The following is a 15,087-nucleotide window of genomic DNA, read 5'->3' as shown; positions in this document are numbered from 1 at the left end:
ATGCCGGGTTGAGACTGCCAGTGCTGCAAATGCGGAATACGACTATTCCAATATGATGCACTAAATAGGGCTAATTGGATAGCAAAAAGTTCCCCGCACGAACAGACCGCCCGCCCGAAGGGCTTCCGGCGGGACGCCAGAAAGCCCGAAAGAGCGGAAAAGACCGGGAAAGCCTAGGAAAGCCCAGAAAAGCCGGTTAGCCGGACGTTTCGGCGATGCGCTTCTGTAATTCGCGGGAGGCCGCGAGCGGAATGCGCGCGTCGTCCCACGCGGCGAGCCATTCGACTTCCTTCGACGTAAAAATCTGTCCGTGATTACGCAGCGCGTATTGCAGCGAATCGATGATGTGGTTGCGAATGATTTCCGGCGTTCTCTTGTCGTCGAGCACGGCGCGAAATGCTTCGAGCGTTGCCATCTGCTGCTCCGTGAAGTAGATCGCCTTTTATCGCACGAAAAAATAGCGCTTGCCACGAGGACAAAATTCGCCGCGCTCCGCCGGCCATGCGGGTGGCTACAATGGCGAGTTGCCGGGCGGGCCGCACATCGCTGGAACTGCCCGATTTTCGATCATTCGCCTTCAACACAGCGCCCTCGAACGCTGCCATTTTCAATGCGCCAGACAACCGCGTCTCCTGTGAAAGACCTGCTGCTCGAGCGTTACGCTCCCATCGCCGACGGCATCGCTGCGCTTTTCTACCCGTGCGCGGAGGTTGTGATTCACGACTTACGGGATCAGACCATCGCCTACCTCGTGAACAATCTGTCGAAGCTGGAAGTAGGCGGCCCCTCGGTGCTGGACGAAGTGCACTACGCGGCGCGCGGCCGCACCATCGGCCCGTACGAGAAGCTCAATTGGGACGGCCGGCGCATGCGTTGCGTCAGCAACATTCTGTTCGACGACAACGGCAAGCCCGCCGGCATGCTGTGCATCAACTTCAATATTGCCGTGTTCGAGGACGTGCGCTCCACGCTCGATCTGTTTATCCGCGGTGGCAATCTGACCGATGCACCTGCCGAAGACCTCTTTCGCGACGACTGGCAGGACCGGATCAACACTTACCTGCATACGTGGCTGCGCGAGCGGCAAATCGGCATCAACGCGCTCACGCGCGAGCATAAGCGTGAAATCGTCGAGGCGCTGCATGCGCAGGGCGCGTTTCGCGGACGCAGTTCGGCGAATTACGTCGCCGCCGTGCTGACGATGGGGCGCGCGACCGTCTATAAAATTCTGAAGCAGATGAAAGAGGGCGGCTGAATCTGGCGCTTTCTCACAAGGACAATTGAATGGTGCAGACCACACGTTACCGGCATTACAAAGGCGGTATTTACGAACTGATATGCGAGGCGACGCTGGAGTCGGATCCGGCTATCACGATGATCGTCTACAGAGCGGCCAATGGCACGATCTGGACGCGCCCGGCGTCGGTGTTCTTCGAACTCGTGGAGCATGAGGGCGCGAAGGTGCCGCGCTTCGCGGCGATAGAGTGAACGCGCGCACACCGGACGCACCCGCATGGGGGAACTTTCGCCGCGCTGTTTAGCGTGATGGCGGGACTTCTGTCGCTTCCGGTACTTCAATCACTACGTCCGTTTCGGCGATCGCAACGCACGGCAAGATGTAGCCTTCCTGTTTTTCCTCACGGCTGAGTCCGGGCCATTCGATCGTATAGCGCACGCGTCCAGCCGTCATTTTGCACAGACATGTTCGGCAGGTACCGTTGCGGCACGAGCGGGGCAGACGCAGGTTCGCAAAGCCGGCGGCTTCGAGAATCGTCAGTGTATCGGGTGCTTCGAAGCTGCAGCCGAGCGGCTCCACGCGAACGAGAGGCGGGCGGTTTTGATCGGACATCGTGTGAATGTGTTGCTGGACGCGTCACACTTTACACGGCGGATGGAGAACGCGCGGGGCCAATAGGCGGGCGGCGCCGTGAACCGGCCGCCACGCGGTTGCCGACCGCAGTGCGAAGCTTATGAGGCGAACACTCGACGAGCAGCACTCGACTAGCAGCATGCGGCTGGCGGCTCGCGGTGACACGGTCGCAGCGCGTGCACTAAGCAACAACCCCGCACCAACAACCCCGCACCAACAACACCTAATGTGCCGCCCCACCGCGCCGCAAATACCGGTACACCGTATTGCGCGCGAGCCCCAGTTCTCGTGCCGCGGCCGACACGTTGCCGTCGAGGCGCGCCAGCGTCTGCGCGATTAGCGCTGCCTGCCAGTCGTCCATTCGCGAAGGCTGAGGCGTGTGCGCTCTGCCTGCATCGCCTGTCGCATCATCAACGGCTTCGAGGGTTGACGGCGCGTTCTCGTCGGCCGCCGCGTCGTCGCAATCGTGCAGAAAGTCTTCGGGCAGATCGTCGAGTTCGATCTGATCCGTGCCCTCGGCCATGATGCTTGCGGTGCGCAGTACATTGGCCAGTTGCCGCAGATTGCCGGGCCAGCGGCATTGCATGAAGCGCTCGAGAACCGCCGCAGAAACGCGGCGCGGCAAGCCGTCGGCCTGGGGCTGGAGTTCGAGCATCCGCTCGACCAGCGCGGCGAGATCCGTGCGCTCGCGCAGTGCGGGCAAGGTCACTACGAGTCCATTGATCCGGTAGTACAGATCTTCGCGGAAGGTGCCTTCTGCGATCATTGCGCGCAGATTGCGGTGCGTCGCGCACACGATCCGCAGATCCACCGGAATCGCGCGAGTACCGCCGAGCGGCAGCACCGTGCGTTCCTGCAGCACGCGCATCAGCCGTACTTGCTGGGCGAGTGGCATATCGCCGATTTCATCGAGAAACAGCGTCCCGCCGTCGGCTTGCACGATCTTGCCGACGCTGCCCCGCTTTTTAGCGCCGGTGAACGCGCCGTCCTCATAGCCGAACAACTCCGCTTCGATCAACGTATCGGGCAGCGATGCGCAATTCAACGCGACGAACGGCGCCGCGCGCCGCGGCGAATCGTGATGGATCGCGCGCGCGAGCCACTCCTTGCCGGTGCCCGTTTTGCCGAGAATCAAAATGGGAATATCGCGGCCGCGAACCTTGGCCACGCGCGCCAGAATCGCGGCCACTTTCGCGTCGCCGGTGTCGAGCGTTTCAAGCGTAGCGAGCGGCGCCGGATCGGCGGTATGCGGCACACCACGCGCACTTTTCGACGCAACGCCGCGCGACCCTTCCGTCTCGCCGATTGATTGCGTCACATAACGCTGCGCGGAATATTCGCCGCGCGCGACGACCCGCACTCCGCTCGGCAACGTGAGCACGGTGTTCTCGCCGGGCGCCCGCGCGATCTGCTGCAGCACGTGGGCGAATGGGACGCCGAACAGTGCGTGGAACGGTTGTCTCTGCAAAGCGGCGAGCGGCTGGCCGAACTGGAACAACGCGCTCCTGTTTGCCGAGAGAAATGTACCGTCCGCGCCGAACGCGGCAAGTCCCTCAAAGAGCGTACCGATGAATTCAGCGCGCGCGTGGAAGTGCACGCGGACCGCATCGGCGAATTGATTGGAGAACAGATGATTTTCGATCATCTGCGCGGACATGCGCACGAGCGCGAGCGTGTGTTTGTGAAAGCCGCGTGTGTCGCCGCTGACGTCGAGTGCGCCGATGGTGTGCCCGAACGGATCGGCAATCGGCGCGCATGAACAGGTGAGAATACGGTTAGCGTGCAGAAAGTGTTCATCTGCATGAACGACGGTCGGTTGCGCGTCGACGAGCGCAGTGCCGATAGCATTCGTGCCCCGATCGGCCTCCGCCCACGACACACCCGGACAGAGCGCGACACGGTTCGCCTTCTCGACGAAGTCGCTGTCCCCGAGACTGTGCAGGATCACGCCGCGGCTGTCGGTCAGCAGCACCATGCTTTGCGTGTCGACGATCTGCGCGTGCAGCGTTTCCATGACCGGCAATGCGTGCGTATAAAGCGACTGATTGCGATCCACCAGTTCGCGCAGTGCAGGCCGGTTCAGCGGATGAAAATCCGGCGTTTCCGATGCGCGCAGCCCGAGTTCGACCGAGCGCGCGTGAGCTTGCGCGATGACGTCGGGCCGACCCACGGTGGGCGGCGTTGCAGTGCGATGGGTCAAGGCATGTCTCCGGTAATCGGATAGGCGGGTACATTGCCCGCCTTTCGATGCCGCAGCGCAGCATGCACGCTTGCGGCCCAACACCGATAGTACAGGACGTCAACGCTTGTGCGCGGCAGGGAAAATACCGCGGCGGCACGACGCACCGTGCACAATCTGTGCGCGCGCCGCACCGCGATCAGGCAAACAAAAAGGAAAACTTGCGCCGCGCGCGAACTCGTCTAAAGTGAATCAAATCATCCTCGCGGGGCGCGAACTGCGTCCGCATGCAACGGATGACGAGCCCGCGTCGCCAGCATTAGACAAGGAGGAAGAAGCTGAAGGCGCGACCAGCTGCAACCGGCGTGCGCATTACCCATGCGAATCATGCGCAGTGCCCAACTTCCAGGTGACTCCCATGCAGATACTTTTCCCGAACGAAAGTCCTGAATATTCAGGTCGCGAACTCACCCTGGCGTTTCCGGCGCTGGTCGATGGGCAGAGGGTCGAGTGCATGATCACCGCGGAAGCGCTGGAAGATCATTTTGGCGCCGCCTCACCGCGTCTCGAAGACATGGTGGGCGCATTCGACACGCATCGTGAGCGAATCGAAGCAGCCACGCGGCGCCTCCTGTCGGAAACGAGCGCGCAGTGCGTCGTGCTGCGAAGCGGCTATGTGCGCTTTTATGAAGCGAACTGGCGTGCCTGAGGAGAGCGGCACGCCGGGCCCGGTGTGAACTTACTCGCTGCCTAGATAGAAGTAGCGGAACAGAAAAATCGCGGCGATGATCCACACCACCAGCTTCACCTGACGCGCGCGGCCCGTGAGCAGCTTCAGCCCCGCATACGAGATGAAACCGAACGCCACGCCATTGGCGATGGAGTAGGTGAACGGCATCAGCAATGCGGTGAGCGCGGCCGGTACGACTTCGGTTGCGTCGTCCCACGGCAGGTCAACCATTTCCCGCAGCATCAGGCACGACACGTAGAGCAGCGCCGGCGCCGTCGCGTAACCGGGCACCACGCCCGCGAGCGGCGCGAAAAACAGCGCGGCGAGGAACAGCACGGCCACGGTAATCGCGGTGATGCCGGTGCGCCCGCCTGCCTGGACGCCCGACGCGCTCTCGATGTAAGCAGTGGTGGACGATGTGCCCAGCATCGAGCCGGCCAGAATGGCAGTGCTGTCAGCGAGCAGCGCGCGGTTCAGGCGGTGCATCTTGCCTTCCACCAGCAAGCCCGCGCGATTGGCCACGCCCATCAACGTGCCGGTTGCATCGAACAATTCGACGAGGAAGAACACCAGAATCACGTTCAGCACGCCCGTAGACAATGCGCCGCGAATGTCGAGCTGAAACAGTGTCGGCGAAATTGACGGCGGCGCTGAGACGATGCCGTGAAACTGGTTGCCGCCGAAGAAAAAGCTCAGCACCGTCACGCCGACAATGCCGATCAGAATTGCGCCGCGCACGCGTAGGTAGTCGAGCGTGACGATGGCAAAGAAGCCGATGACCGCGAGCACCACATGCGGGTTATGCAGATCGCCGAGCGTGACGAGCGTGGCCGGATTGCCGACCACTACGCCGGCCGTCTTCAGCGAAATGATCGCGAGAAAGAGGCCGATGCCGCCGGTAATGGCAATGCGTATGGAGTGCGGAATCCCGGTGACGATCACTTCGCGCACGCGAAACAGCGTGACCACGAGGAACAGGCAACCGGAAATGAACACTGCGCCGAGCGCGGCTTGCCACGTGAAACCCATGCCCTTGACCACGGTGTACGCGAAGTACGCATTCAGACCCATGCCGGGCGCGAGCGCTATCGGGTAGTTCGCATAAAGGCCCATGATCAGCGAGGCCAGCGCCGCGACCAGACAGGTCGCAACGAACACGGCGTCTTTCGGCATCCCTGCGTCGCCCAGAATTGCCGGGTTGACGAAGATGATGTAAGCCATGGTCAGAAAAGTCGTCAGGCCGGCCAGCACTTCCGTGCGCAGGTTTGTGCCGGCCGCGTCGAGGCCAAAGTAGCGTTTTATGGAATCCATATGGCGGGTCTCTCGTCGTAGGGGCGAGATGATACCTTGCCAGCGCCCCCGCCGGAGCCGCAAGCGAATTTACGATGTCGCGCCGAGATGGCCGAGATGGCCGAAGCCGGATTCAAGCGAAGAACGGCAGGCCGCGTTCGAGCCACCCGCCGCTCGCGACCGTTGCAATCGCGGGTGCGGGCAGCGCAGCCTGCCGTTCGGCAGCAAGGCGCTTATTGCGTGACGCTCGGCGCCGGCTGCTGCGAGCGCCGTTCGGCGACGATGCTCGCGGCGCGCTGCGCGTTGTACGGGTAATCGATCCAGTCGAGCGGGTCGTACCCGGCGGCGAGCCACTCGCCCAGATCGGCCTTGACCTCGGCGCGCGTTTTCGGCGCGGAGGGATCGTAGGGGCGAGTTGACGACTGCGCAAACGCGGCGTTCATGCTGGCGGCGGCCAATAGCGCGCCGAGTACAAATCGAAAGAACACTTTCATGACAGGCTCCCTAGGAGCGGTGATAGACGATTCAAACATTTTAGATTTCGCAGGTATCCGGAGTAAGGCGTTGGGAGACAATGCACCGTTTCGTCCGGTGAGCGAAAGCAGGGTGCGGGATCAAGGCGGCGGCGGTCTGGTGAGACGCTCGACCACCGCATTCAGCAGATCGACCGGTAACGGGAAAACGATGGTCGAGTTCTTGTCGGCGGCAATCGTCGTGAGGGTTTGCAGATAGCGCAACTGCATCGCCTGCGGCTCGCGCGCGAGCGTCTGCGCCGCTTGCAGCAGTTGCTGCGACGCCTGCAATTCACCTTCCGCGTGAATCACCTTGGCGCGCCGTTCGCGCTCCGCTTCGGCCTGACGGGCAATCGCGCGGATCATGGTTTCGTTGATATCGACATGTTTGATTTCGACGATCGCGACCTTGATGCCCCACGCATCGGTCTGCGCGTCGAGCACTTTCTGGATGTCGGCGTTCAGTTGCTCGCGGTCCGCGAGGAGTTCATCGAGTTCGTGTTTGCCGAGCACTGCGCGCAGCGTGGTTTGCGATAGCTGGCTGGTCGCCTCGAAATAGCGCGCCACCTGAATCACGGCTTTTTCCGGATCGACGACGCGAAAGTACACGACGGCGTTGACCTTCACCGAGACGTTGTCGCGCGTGATGACATCCTGCGGCGGCACGTCGAATACGACGGTGCGCAGATCCATGCGCACAGCCTGCTGCACGACCGGAATGATAAGCACGAGCCCCGGCCCCTTGACCTTCCAGAAGCGCCCGAGCATGAACACGACGCCGCGCTCGTACTCGCGAAAGATCCTGATTGACGAAGCGATGAGCGCGGCCGCCATCAGGATCAGAATGCTGGAGAAACCAAAAGTGAACCCAATCATGAACTGTCTCCCATGCAGAGCGATGGACCAGAGTTAGCGCTTCAGCGCTTACTCCGATCCCACGCGCACCCTTTGCTCCACCATTCCCTCAACGGGCGCCACGGGCACAACCGTTAGCGTCAGCCCATTGCGCGCGGTTACTCGCACCGCCTGGCCCGCCGCGACGGGAACCGCGCTCGACACCTGCCAGCGCTCGCCCTTGACCTGCGCCCAGCCGGCGGCCATGCCATTGGCCGCGGTGGTGCCAACAGGCAGACCGCCTTCGAGCACCACGCCCACGCTGCCGATCAACCCTTCCGAACCGGTCACGACCGGCCTGCGCCGCGCGCGCAGCGCGAGCCTCGACACGCCGAGCACGAACAGCACGCTGAATACGACGACGGCGGCGATCATCGGCAACGGGATGCCGTAACCGGGCACATCGGTGTCCATCAACATCAACGCGCCGATCACGAACGCGACGATCCCGCCGAAGCCAAGCGAACCGAACGTCGGCAGGAACGCCTCGCCGATCAGAAACGCAATGCCGAGAAAGATCAAACCGAGGCCGACGTAGCTGACCGGCAGCATCTGCATGGCAAACAGACCGATCAGCAAGCTGATTGCGCCGACCACGCCCGGCAGCACGAAGCCAGGATTGGCAAACTCGAAGAAGAGGCCGTACATGCCCAGCATCAGCAGCATCAGCGCGACGTTCGGATCGGTGATCACCGCCAGAAAATGGCTGCGCCAGTCGGCTTCGAGCATCACGACGGGGGCCTGGGCTGTCGCGAGCTTGACGTTGCCGGTGGTCGTCGTGACCGTGCGGCCATTGAGCTGGCGCAGCAGATCCGGCACGTCGCGCGCGTTCAGATCCACGACATGTTGCGCGAGCGCGTCGCTTGCGCTCAGGCTCACCGCTTCGCGCACCGCACGTTCGGCCCAATCGGCGTTGCGCCCGCGCATTTGCGCGAGGCCGCGGATGTAGGCAGCGGCGTCGTGGACCTGCTTGCGCAGTTCTGTCGATTGAGTGTCGAGCGGGAGCGCGCTTGCGGCGCCGATAGCGGCGTCACTTGCCGCGCCGCGCGAAGCGTTGCCCGAAGCGCCGGCGGATGCAGTGCCGGAAGCTGCGCCCGCTGGACCGGCCGGCGCCTTCGGCTGCCGGTCGTCCGTGCCGGGCAAGCCGGGCAGTCCCGGTTTGTCGCGGCCTGGCGGCTCCGCGCCGCCGATGCCCATCTGGATCGGCGTCGCCGCGCCGAGATTGGTGCCCGGCGCCATCGCCGCAATGTGGCTCGCATAGACGATGTAGGTGCCCGCGCTCGCCGCCCGCGCGCCGCTCGGGGCGATGAATGTCGCGACCGGAACCGGCGAGCCGAGTATTGCCTTGATGATCTGCCGCATGGACGTATCGAGCCCGCCCGGCGTATCCAGTTGCAGCACCGCGAGCTGGGCGTGGTCGTCGGCGGCGCGCTGCAGGCTGCGCACAATGAAGTCGGCGCTTGCCGGACCGATCGCGCCGCTCACCGGAATCACGACGACGCTATTGGGCATATGCCCGGTGGCGGCCTGTGTAGTGACCGGCGCCGCCTGGGCCGCGAGCGCCAACGAGTATTCGCGCGACGCGAACAGGAAGCCGGACACCCACGCAAGCGCGACCCCGATTACGAACGTCAAAAGCATCCCGCGCGCGGTCATGCCGCGCATGAGCCGGCGCACAACACCGCCGTGGATAAACGGCCGATGCGCGCCGGATTGCCGGAACGGGCGACGCGGATACGTGCTCATCGCTAAGGGCGCCGCGCGCCGTCGACGGGTATCGACCGGCGCGGGCCGACACTCCAGTAAGACTGGCCTGCTGCTTACAGCTTAGTCCGATTCTAGGCGCCGCGTGAAGTCCGCACGCACCGGCCGGTAGTCGGTGGGCCGCATGCCTGTCCATTTGCGGAATGCGCGATGAAATGCGCTCGGCTCGGCGAAGCCTACCGACGCGGCGATGTCCGCGATCGTCCGCCCGGATTGCTGCAGTTCGCCGATTGCAATGTCGCGCCGCAGGTCGTCCTTGATCGACTGATAGGTATGACCTTCCTGTTTCAGCCGCCGCCGCATCGTCGCCTCGGCGACGTGCAGGCGCGCGGCCATCTCGTCAGCCGCGGGCCAGTTCATCATGGGCAGCGCGCGCAGCGTCTTGCGAACGCGCGCGGCGAACGAGCCGGGATTACGGTATTTGACGATGAAGCTTGCTGGCGCGTCCCGCAGGAACGGCTTGGCCGACTTCGCCGTCTGGATCACGGGCAGCTCGGCGAATACGGGTGAGAGATCCACGTACGACTCCGGTTGCCCGAATGCCATGTCGTCGCAGAACATGAGCCGGTACTCGTGCGCAGCGGGAGGTTCCGCGCAGCGAAAGCGCGCCTCGATCAACGGTATGCGGCGTCCGACGAGCCAGCACAGGAGCCCGTAGACGACGATGAAATACGTCGCGTAAGCGAACATCGCAGGCGGCTTTGCGCCTTTGCGTTCGACGAAGCGCAGCCGCACGCGCTGGGCGTCCGTCTCGATGCACGCGCCCAGGTCGTCCAGCACGAGCCGCATGAAGCCAACCGCTCGCGCCAGCGCCTGCGCGCCGTTGCGCGCCGTGAGCGCCGTCTGCGTCATCGCGATGAAGCTGCCGCATTTCATGCGATGCGAGTCCTGACCGAAGAACTCGTCGTCGAGCGCGCGTGCTATGCCCGCCCACAGCGCGCCGTATTGCGCCGACGACACGCGGCTTTTCGGCGACGCCAGCATGGGCGCGGCGATGCCCGCAGCCTCAGCGAGCGGGAGCGCGTCGAAACCGCGTGCCCTGGCAAGCGCGAGTGTTTCCTCGACGAGACTCACGGAGATCGTGCCTTTATCGGTCTTCATCAGCGTTTATTCGCAAGCGTGGAAGAGTGGCAATCGCGCTCAACGTTTTCCCAATGGTGATTCGACACGGGTCGAGACAGAGGCCGCGCGGACAGTACTGCATCGTACCAGTATGGCAAACGCGCTCACACACAATGATCGGGCTGAGCATCGAAGCCGGCGAGTCGCTTGCCTACACTTGGCCTCGAACGCAAGCAATGGACTCGGACCCATGGACAGCTTCTACACCGAAGAACAACGCATGATCCGCGACGCCGCGCGCGACTTTGCGACCGAGCGCCTCGCGCCGAACGCTGCCCAATGGGATCGCGACGCCCAACTGCCGGCGGACGTGGTCAGGCAAATGGGCGATCTGGGGTTTCTCGGCATGATCGTGCCGTCGCAGTGGGGCGGCTCGTACACCGACTACGTGGCCTACGCGCTCGCCCTGGAGGAAATCGCCGCGGGCTGCGCCGCATGCGCGACGCTGATGAGCGTGCACAACTCGGTCGGCTGCGGGCCGATCCTGAACTTCGGCAGCGACGCGCAAAAAGACCGCTATTTGCACGACCTCGCGACCGGACGGCGCATAGGCGCGTTCTGCCTGACCGAGCCGCAGGCGGGCTCTGAAGCGAACAATCTGCGCACGCGTGCGGTGCTCTGCGACGGCAAATGGATACTCAACGGCAGCAAGCAGTTCGTGACCAACGGCGCGCGAGCCGACATCGCGATCGTGTTCGCGGTCACGGATCCCGACCGCGGCAAGCGTGGCCTGTCCGCGTTCATCGTGCCGACGGATACGCCGGGCTTCAACGTCGGCAAGCCGGAACACAAGCTCGGCATTCGCGCCTCCGACACGTGTCCGATTTCACTCGACGACTGCGCGGTGCCTGAAGCGAATCTGCTCGGCGAACCGGGCGAGGGCTTGCGCATCGCGCTGTCGAATCTCGAAGGCGGGCGCATCGGCATCGCGGCGCAAGCCGTGGGTATTGCGCGAGCCGCGTTCGACGCCGCGCGAGCCTATGCGAGCGAGCGCATGCAATTCGGCAAGGCGCTGAAAGACCACCAGACCATTGCGAACATGCTCGCCGACATGGCCACGCGCCTGAACGCCGCGCGTCTGCTCGTGCATCACGCGGCGCGCCTGCGCTCGGCGGGCGAGCCGTGCTTGTCGGAGGCATCGCAGGCGAAACTGTTCGCGTCCGAGGTCGCAGAAGAGGTCTGCTCGAACGCGATCCAGATTCACGGCGGCTATGGCTATCTCGAGGACTACGCGGTGGAGCGCCACTACCGCGACGCTCGCATCACGCAGATTTATGAAGGCACCAGCGAAGTGCAGCGCATGGTGATCGCGCGTCACGTTTGAACGCTGCGCGAACGGCGTTTGAGCGCAAAATAGCTTGCGGATAAAACTAAACCCGAGCAAACGCGGATTCATACCGCGCCCATCAGGAGACGACCATGACTGCAGCGAAAGCCTTTTTCGACGCGCGTGACCTGTTATTGCGCCATCGAACCGATTACGAGCGCGCTTACCGCGAATTCGCATGGCCCGCGTTGGAACAGTTCAACTGGGCACTCGACTACTTCGACGTCATCGCACGCGACAACGACAACACCGCGCTGTGGATCGTCGACGACCCGGCCAGCGAAGGGCTGCGTCTCTCGTATGCGCAAATGTCGGAGCGCTCCGCGCGCATGGCGAACTTCCTGCGCAGCGTCGGGGTAAAACGCGGCGACCGCGTGCTGCTGATGCTGCCCAATCGCGTCGAACTGTGGGACGTCATGCTCGCCGCAATGAAGCTCGGCGCGATTGTCCTGCCGGCCACGACCCAGCTTTCCGCGGACGACGTGCGCGACCGCGTGCAGATCGGCGGCGCGAACTTCGTGGTGGTCGACAGTGCCGAGCTATCCAAATTCGATTCGCTCGACGTGCCGTTGACACGTCTCTCAGTGGGCACACCGCGCGCCGGCTGGATCGATCTTGCGGCGGCGTATGACGCATCGCCGCAATTCACGCCTGACGGTGTGACGCGCGCCGCCGATCCGCTGCTGCTTTACTTCACGTCGGGCACGACGTCCAAGCCGAAGCTCGTGGAGCATACGCATCAAAGTTATCCGGTCGGCCACCTGTCGACGATGTACTGGATCGGCCTGCAACCGGGCGACATCCATTGGAATATCAGTTCGCCCGGCTGGGCCAAGCACGCGTGGAGTTGCTTCTTTGCGCCGTGGAATGCGCAGGCCTGTGTATTCGTTTTCAACTTTGCGCGCTTCGTGCCGAAAGACACGCTGGATGTGCTGGTGCGCTTCAACGTCACGACGGTGTGCGCGCCGCCTACTGTGTGGCGCATGCTCGTGCAGGAGCACCTCACCGATTATCCGGTGAAGCTGCGCGAAATCGTCGGCGCGGGCGAGCCGTTGAATCCGGAGATCATCGAGCGCGTGAAGCACGCTTGGGGCATTACGATTCGCGACGGTTTTGGGCAGACGGAGACCACTTGCCAGATCGGCAATTCGCCGGGGCAGCCGGTTGTTGCGGGTTCGATGGGCCGTCCGTTGCCGGGCTACAGAATCGAGTTGCTCGATGCCGACGATGAGCCTGTGACCGAAGGCGAGATCGCGTTGCCGATCGGACCCGATGGCAAGCAGCGGCCCCTCGGTCTGATGACAGGCTATGCGAACAGCGAGCAAGCGACCGCGCAAGCCATGCGCAACGGTTTTTACCGCACGTCAGATGTGGCGCTGCGCCGCGAGGACGGCTACTACGTGTATGTCGGTCGTGCAGACGACGTCTTCAAATCGTCCGATTACCGGCTCAGCCCGTTCGAACTCGAAAGTGTGCTGATCGAACACGAGGCCATCGGCGAGGCGGCCGTTGTGCCGAGCGCCGATGCGCTGCGCCTGTCGGTGCCCAAGGCATTCGTCACGGTGCGCCACGGCTATCAGGCAGGGCCTGAGCTCGCGCGCGCCGTATTCGCGTTCTCGCGCGAAAAACTCGCACCGTATAAGCGTATTCGCCGCCTGCAATTCAGCGAGTTGCCGAAGACCATCTCCGGAAAGATCCGCCGCGTCGAGTTGCGGCGCCGTGAAATGGAGCGTCAGGCGGAACCGGCGCGCTTGCCGGACGAGTACTGGGAAGAAGATTTCCCGGACCTGCGCTGAGTCGCGCAAAGCGTTATCAAACATTTTCTGTTTTCAGTCACTGTCCGGCCGTCACGCGGCCAACGCACAGGAGTTTCAGCATGAGCGCAATTGCTTCGAATACCGTCAAGCTGCTGATCAACGGCGAGTTCGTCGAATCCAGGACGACCGAATGGCGCGACGTCGTCAACCCGGCGACGCAACAGGTGCTGGCGCGCGTGCCGTTCGCTACCGCGGGTGAAGTCGACGAAGCCATCCGCTCGGCGCATGCCGCGTTCAAGACGTGGAAGGACACGCCGATCGGCGCGCGCATGCGCATCATGCTCAAGTACCAGGCGTTGATCCGCGAACATATGCCGCGTATCGCGAAGACGTTGAGCGCGGAGCAGGGCAAGACGATTCCCGATGCAGAAGGCGACATCTTCCGCGGACTCGAAGTGGTCGAACATGCGTGTTCTATCGGTAGCTTGCAGCAAGGCGAATTCGCGGAAAACGTCGCCGGTGGAGTCGACACCTACACGCTGCGCCAGCCGCTCGGCGTGTGCGCCGGCATCACGCCGTTCAACTTCCCCGCAATGATCCCGCTATGGATGTTCCCGATGGCGATCGTATGCGGCAATACGTTCGTGCTGAAGCCTTCTGAGCAGGACCCCATGTCGACAATGCAGCTGGTCGAACTCGCGCTGGAGGCGGGCGTGCCGAAAGGCGTGCTGAACGTGGTGCACGGCGGCAAGGACGTGGTCGATGCGCTCTGCACGCACGAACTGGTAAAAGCGGTCTCGTTCGTCGGCTCGACGGCGGTCGGCACACATGTGTATCGCCTCGGCAGCGAGCACGGCAAACGCGTGCAATCGATGATGGGCGCAAAGAATCACGCCGTCGTGCTGCCCGACGCAAACCGCGAACAGACCTTGAACGCGCTTGCCGGTGCGGGCTTTGGCGCGGCCGGACAGCGCTGCATGGCGACTTCGGTCGTGGTGCTGGTGGGCGCCGCGCAGCAATGGCTGCCGGACCTAGTCGCCAAGGCGAAGACGCTGAAGGTGAACGCCGGTAACGAGCCGAACACCGATATCGGCCCCGTTGTCTCGCGCACGGCGAAAGAGCGCATTCTGGGCTTGATCGAAGCCGGTGTGAAAGAGGGCGCTACGCTCGCACTCGACGGCCGCGACGTGACGGTGCCCGGCTACGAGCAAGGCAATTTCATTGGCCCGACGATATTCTCGGACGTCGGCACGGAGATGGAGATCTATCGCACGGAGATTTTCGGGCCGGTCCTGCTCGTGCTGAACGCGGCGACGCTCGACGACGCGATCGCACTCGTCAACAGCAATCCGTTCGGCAATGGCGTCGGCCTCTTCACGCAGAGCGGCGCGGCGGCGCGCAAGTTCCAGAGCGAAATCGACGTGGGCCAGGTCGGCATCAACATTCCGATTCCGGTGCCCGTGCCGTTCTTCAGCTTTACAGGTTCGCGCGGCTCGAAGCTCGGCGACCTCGGCCCCTATGGCAAGCAGGTCGTGCAGTTCTACACGCAGACCAAGACCGTCACCGCGCGCTGGTTCGACGACGACACGGTCAACGACGGCGTGAACACGACCATCAGCCTGCGCTGAACGACGCCGCGAGA

Annotated in this window: 14 protein-coding genes; 6 read left to right on the top strand and 8 right to left on the bottom strand. The window is 63.3% G+C overall.

The features are described 5' to 3' along the window. Nucleotides 1–196: 196 nt before the first annotated feature. On the bottom strand, nt 197–415 hold the full coding sequence (locus tag J2W46_RS02395; RefSeq protein ID WP_020066239.1) for a hypothetical protein: 219 nt from the start codon (nt 413–415) through the stop codon (nt 197–199). 195 nt (nt 416–610) lie between these two features. Here J2W46_RS02395 and J2W46_RS02390 point away from each other — a divergent pair, with 195 nt between their 5' ends. Together J2W46_RS02390 and J2W46_RS02385 are read left to right on the top strand one after the other, a co-directional pair. Further along, nucleotides 611–1,255 (top strand): helix-turn-helix transcriptional regulator, encoded by a 645-nt coding sequence (locus tag J2W46_RS02390; RefSeq protein WP_310350979.1) that lies wholly within the window; start codon nt 611–613, stop codon nt 1,253–1,255. 29 nt (nt 1,256–1,284) lie between these two features. Beyond that, a complete protein-coding gene (locus J2W46_RS02385) occupies nt 1,285–1,488 on the top strand; it encodes a DUF1653 domain-containing protein (protein WP_088173880.1) in 204 nt (67 codons plus the stop codon). A gap of 49 nt (nt 1,489–1,537) precedes the next feature. On the opposite strand, the gene J2W46_RS02380 is transcribed toward J2W46_RS02385, so the two are convergent. Together J2W46_RS02380 and J2W46_RS02375 are read right to left on the bottom strand one after the other, a co-directional pair. Continuing rightward, nucleotides 1,538–1,849 (bottom strand): 2Fe-2S iron-sulfur cluster-binding protein, encoded by a 312-nt coding sequence (locus J2W46_RS02380; protein ID WP_088173879.1) that lies wholly within the window; start codon nt 1,847–1,849, stop codon nt 1,538–1,540. 244 nt (nt 1,850–2,093) lie between these two features. After that, on the bottom strand, nt 2,094–4,070 hold the full coding sequence (locus J2W46_RS02375) for a sigma-54-dependent Fis family transcriptional regulator (protein WP_310350976.1): 1,977 nt from the start codon (nt 4,068–4,070) through the stop codon (nt 2,094–2,096). Nucleotides 4,071–4,467: 397 nt separating this feature from the next. Between J2W46_RS02375 and J2W46_RS02370 the strand changes: the two genes are divergently transcribed. Next, nucleotides 4,468–4,758, top strand: coding sequence for a DUF1488 family protein (locus J2W46_RS02370; RefSeq protein WP_025597272.1), 291 nt, complete (start codon nt 4,468–4,470; stop codon nt 4,756–4,758). 30 nt (nt 4,759–4,788) lie between these two features. Here J2W46_RS02370 and J2W46_RS02365 read toward each other — a convergent pair whose 3' ends face one another. The 5 genes from J2W46_RS02365 to J2W46_RS02345 all read right to left on the bottom strand — a co-directional run bounded on the left by J2W46_RS02365 (nt 4,789) and on the right by J2W46_RS02345 (nt 10,340). Next, nucleotides 4,789–6,090 (bottom strand): NCS2 family permease, encoded by a 1,302-nt coding sequence (locus J2W46_RS02365; RefSeq protein WP_020066232.1) that lies wholly within the window; start codon nt 6,088–6,090, stop codon nt 4,789–4,791. A 212-nt stretch (nt 6,091–6,302) separates the two neighbouring features. Next, a complete protein-coding gene (locus J2W46_RS02360) occupies nt 6,303–6,563 on the bottom strand; it encodes a DUF4148 domain-containing protein (RefSeq protein ID WP_310350973.1) in 261 nt (86 codons plus the stop codon). Between the two features lie 120 nt (nt 6,564–6,683). After that, nucleotides 6,684–7,457, bottom strand: coding sequence for a slipin family protein (locus J2W46_RS02355; RefSeq protein ID WP_020066230.1), 774 nt, complete (start codon nt 7,455–7,457; stop codon nt 6,684–6,686). A gap of 48 nt (nt 7,458–7,505) precedes the next feature. Next, a complete protein-coding gene (locus J2W46_RS02350; protein WP_310350971.1) occupies nt 7,506–9,221 on the bottom strand; it encodes an NfeD family protein in 1,716 nt (571 codons plus the stop codon). 81 nt (nt 9,222–9,302) lie between these two features. Then, complete coding sequence (locus J2W46_RS02345; RefSeq protein WP_310350969.1) at nt 9,303–10,340, bottom strand: AraC family transcriptional regulator; 1,038 nt, start codon at nt 10,338–10,340, stop codon at nt 9,303–9,305. Between the two features lie 211 nt (nt 10,341–10,551). Between J2W46_RS02345 and J2W46_RS02340 the strand changes: the two genes are divergently transcribed. The 3 genes from J2W46_RS02340 (at nt 10,552) to J2W46_RS02330 (ending at nt 15,073) form a co-directional block, all read left to right on the top strand. Next, nucleotides 10,552–11,685, top strand: coding sequence for an acyl-CoA dehydrogenase family protein (locus tag J2W46_RS02340; RefSeq protein ID WP_288824018.1), 1,134 nt, complete (start codon nt 10,552–10,554; stop codon nt 11,683–11,685). Between the two features lie 95 nt (nt 11,686–11,780). Continuing rightward, entirely contained in the window at nt 11,781–13,484 is a 1,704-nt protein-coding gene (locus J2W46_RS02335) for an AMP-binding protein (protein WP_310350968.1), read from the top strand. Between the two features lie 80 nt (nt 13,485–13,564). Further along, complete coding sequence (locus tag J2W46_RS02330; protein ID WP_087751106.1) at nt 13,565–15,073, top strand: CoA-acylating methylmalonate-semialdehyde dehydrogenase; 1,509 nt, start codon at nt 13,565–13,567, stop codon at nt 15,071–15,073. Nucleotides 15,074–15,087: the final 14 nt, after the last annotated feature.

This window comes from Paraburkholderia strydomiana (genome assembly GCF_031456815.1).
Lineage (GTDB): Bacteria > Pseudomonadota > Gammaproteobacteria > Burkholderiales > Burkholderiaceae > Paraburkholderia > Paraburkholderia caledonica.
This window is presented reverse-complemented; position numbering and strand designations above follow the sequence as displayed.

Coding starts and splice junctions, on each gene's coding strand:
- J2W46_RS02355 (WP_020066230.1), bottom strand. CDS start 7,457: ATGATTGGGTTCACTTTTGGTTTCTCCAGCATTCTGATCCTGATGGCG.
- J2W46_RS02340 (WP_288824018.1), top strand. CDS start 10,552: ATGGACAGCTTCTACACCGAAGAACAACGCATGATCCGCGACGCCGCG.
- J2W46_RS02335 (WP_310350968.1), top strand. CDS start 11,781: ATGACTGCAGCGAAAGCCTTTTTCGACGCGCGTGACCTGTTATTGCGC.
- J2W46_RS02370 (WP_025597272.1), top strand. CDS start 4,468: ATGCAGATACTTTTCCCGAACGAAAGTCCTGAATATTCAGGTCGCGAA.
- J2W46_RS02345 (WP_310350969.1), bottom strand. CDS start 10,340: ATGAAGACCGATAAAGGCACGATCTCCGTGAGTCTCGTCGAGGAAACA.
- J2W46_RS02330 (WP_087751106.1), top strand. CDS start 13,565: ATGAGCGCAATTGCTTCGAATACCGTCAAGCTGCTGATCAACGGCGAG.
- J2W46_RS02380 (WP_088173879.1), bottom strand. CDS start 1,849: ATGTCCGATCAAAACCGCCCGCCTCTCGTTCGCGTGGAGCCGCTCGGC.
- J2W46_RS02390 (WP_310350979.1), top strand. CDS start 611: ATGCGCCAGACAACCGCGTCTCCTGTGAAAGACCTGCTGCTCGAGCGT.
- J2W46_RS02365 (WP_020066232.1), bottom strand. CDS start 6,090: ATGGATTCCATAAAACGCTACTTTGGCCTCGACGCGGCCGGCACAAAC.
- J2W46_RS02395 (WP_020066239.1), bottom strand. CDS start 415: ATGGCAACGCTCGAAGCATTTCGCGCCGTGCTCGACGACAAGAGAACG.
- J2W46_RS02360 (WP_310350973.1), bottom strand. CDS start 6,563: ATGAAAGTGTTCTTTCGATTTGTACTCGGCGCGCTATTGGCCGCCGCC.
- J2W46_RS02385 (WP_088173880.1), top strand. CDS start 1,285: ATGGTGCAGACCACACGTTACCGGCATTACAAAGGCGGTATTTACGAA.
- J2W46_RS02350 (WP_310350971.1), bottom strand. CDS start 9,221: ATGAGCACGTATCCGCGTCGCCCGTTCCGGCAATCCGGCGCGCATCGG.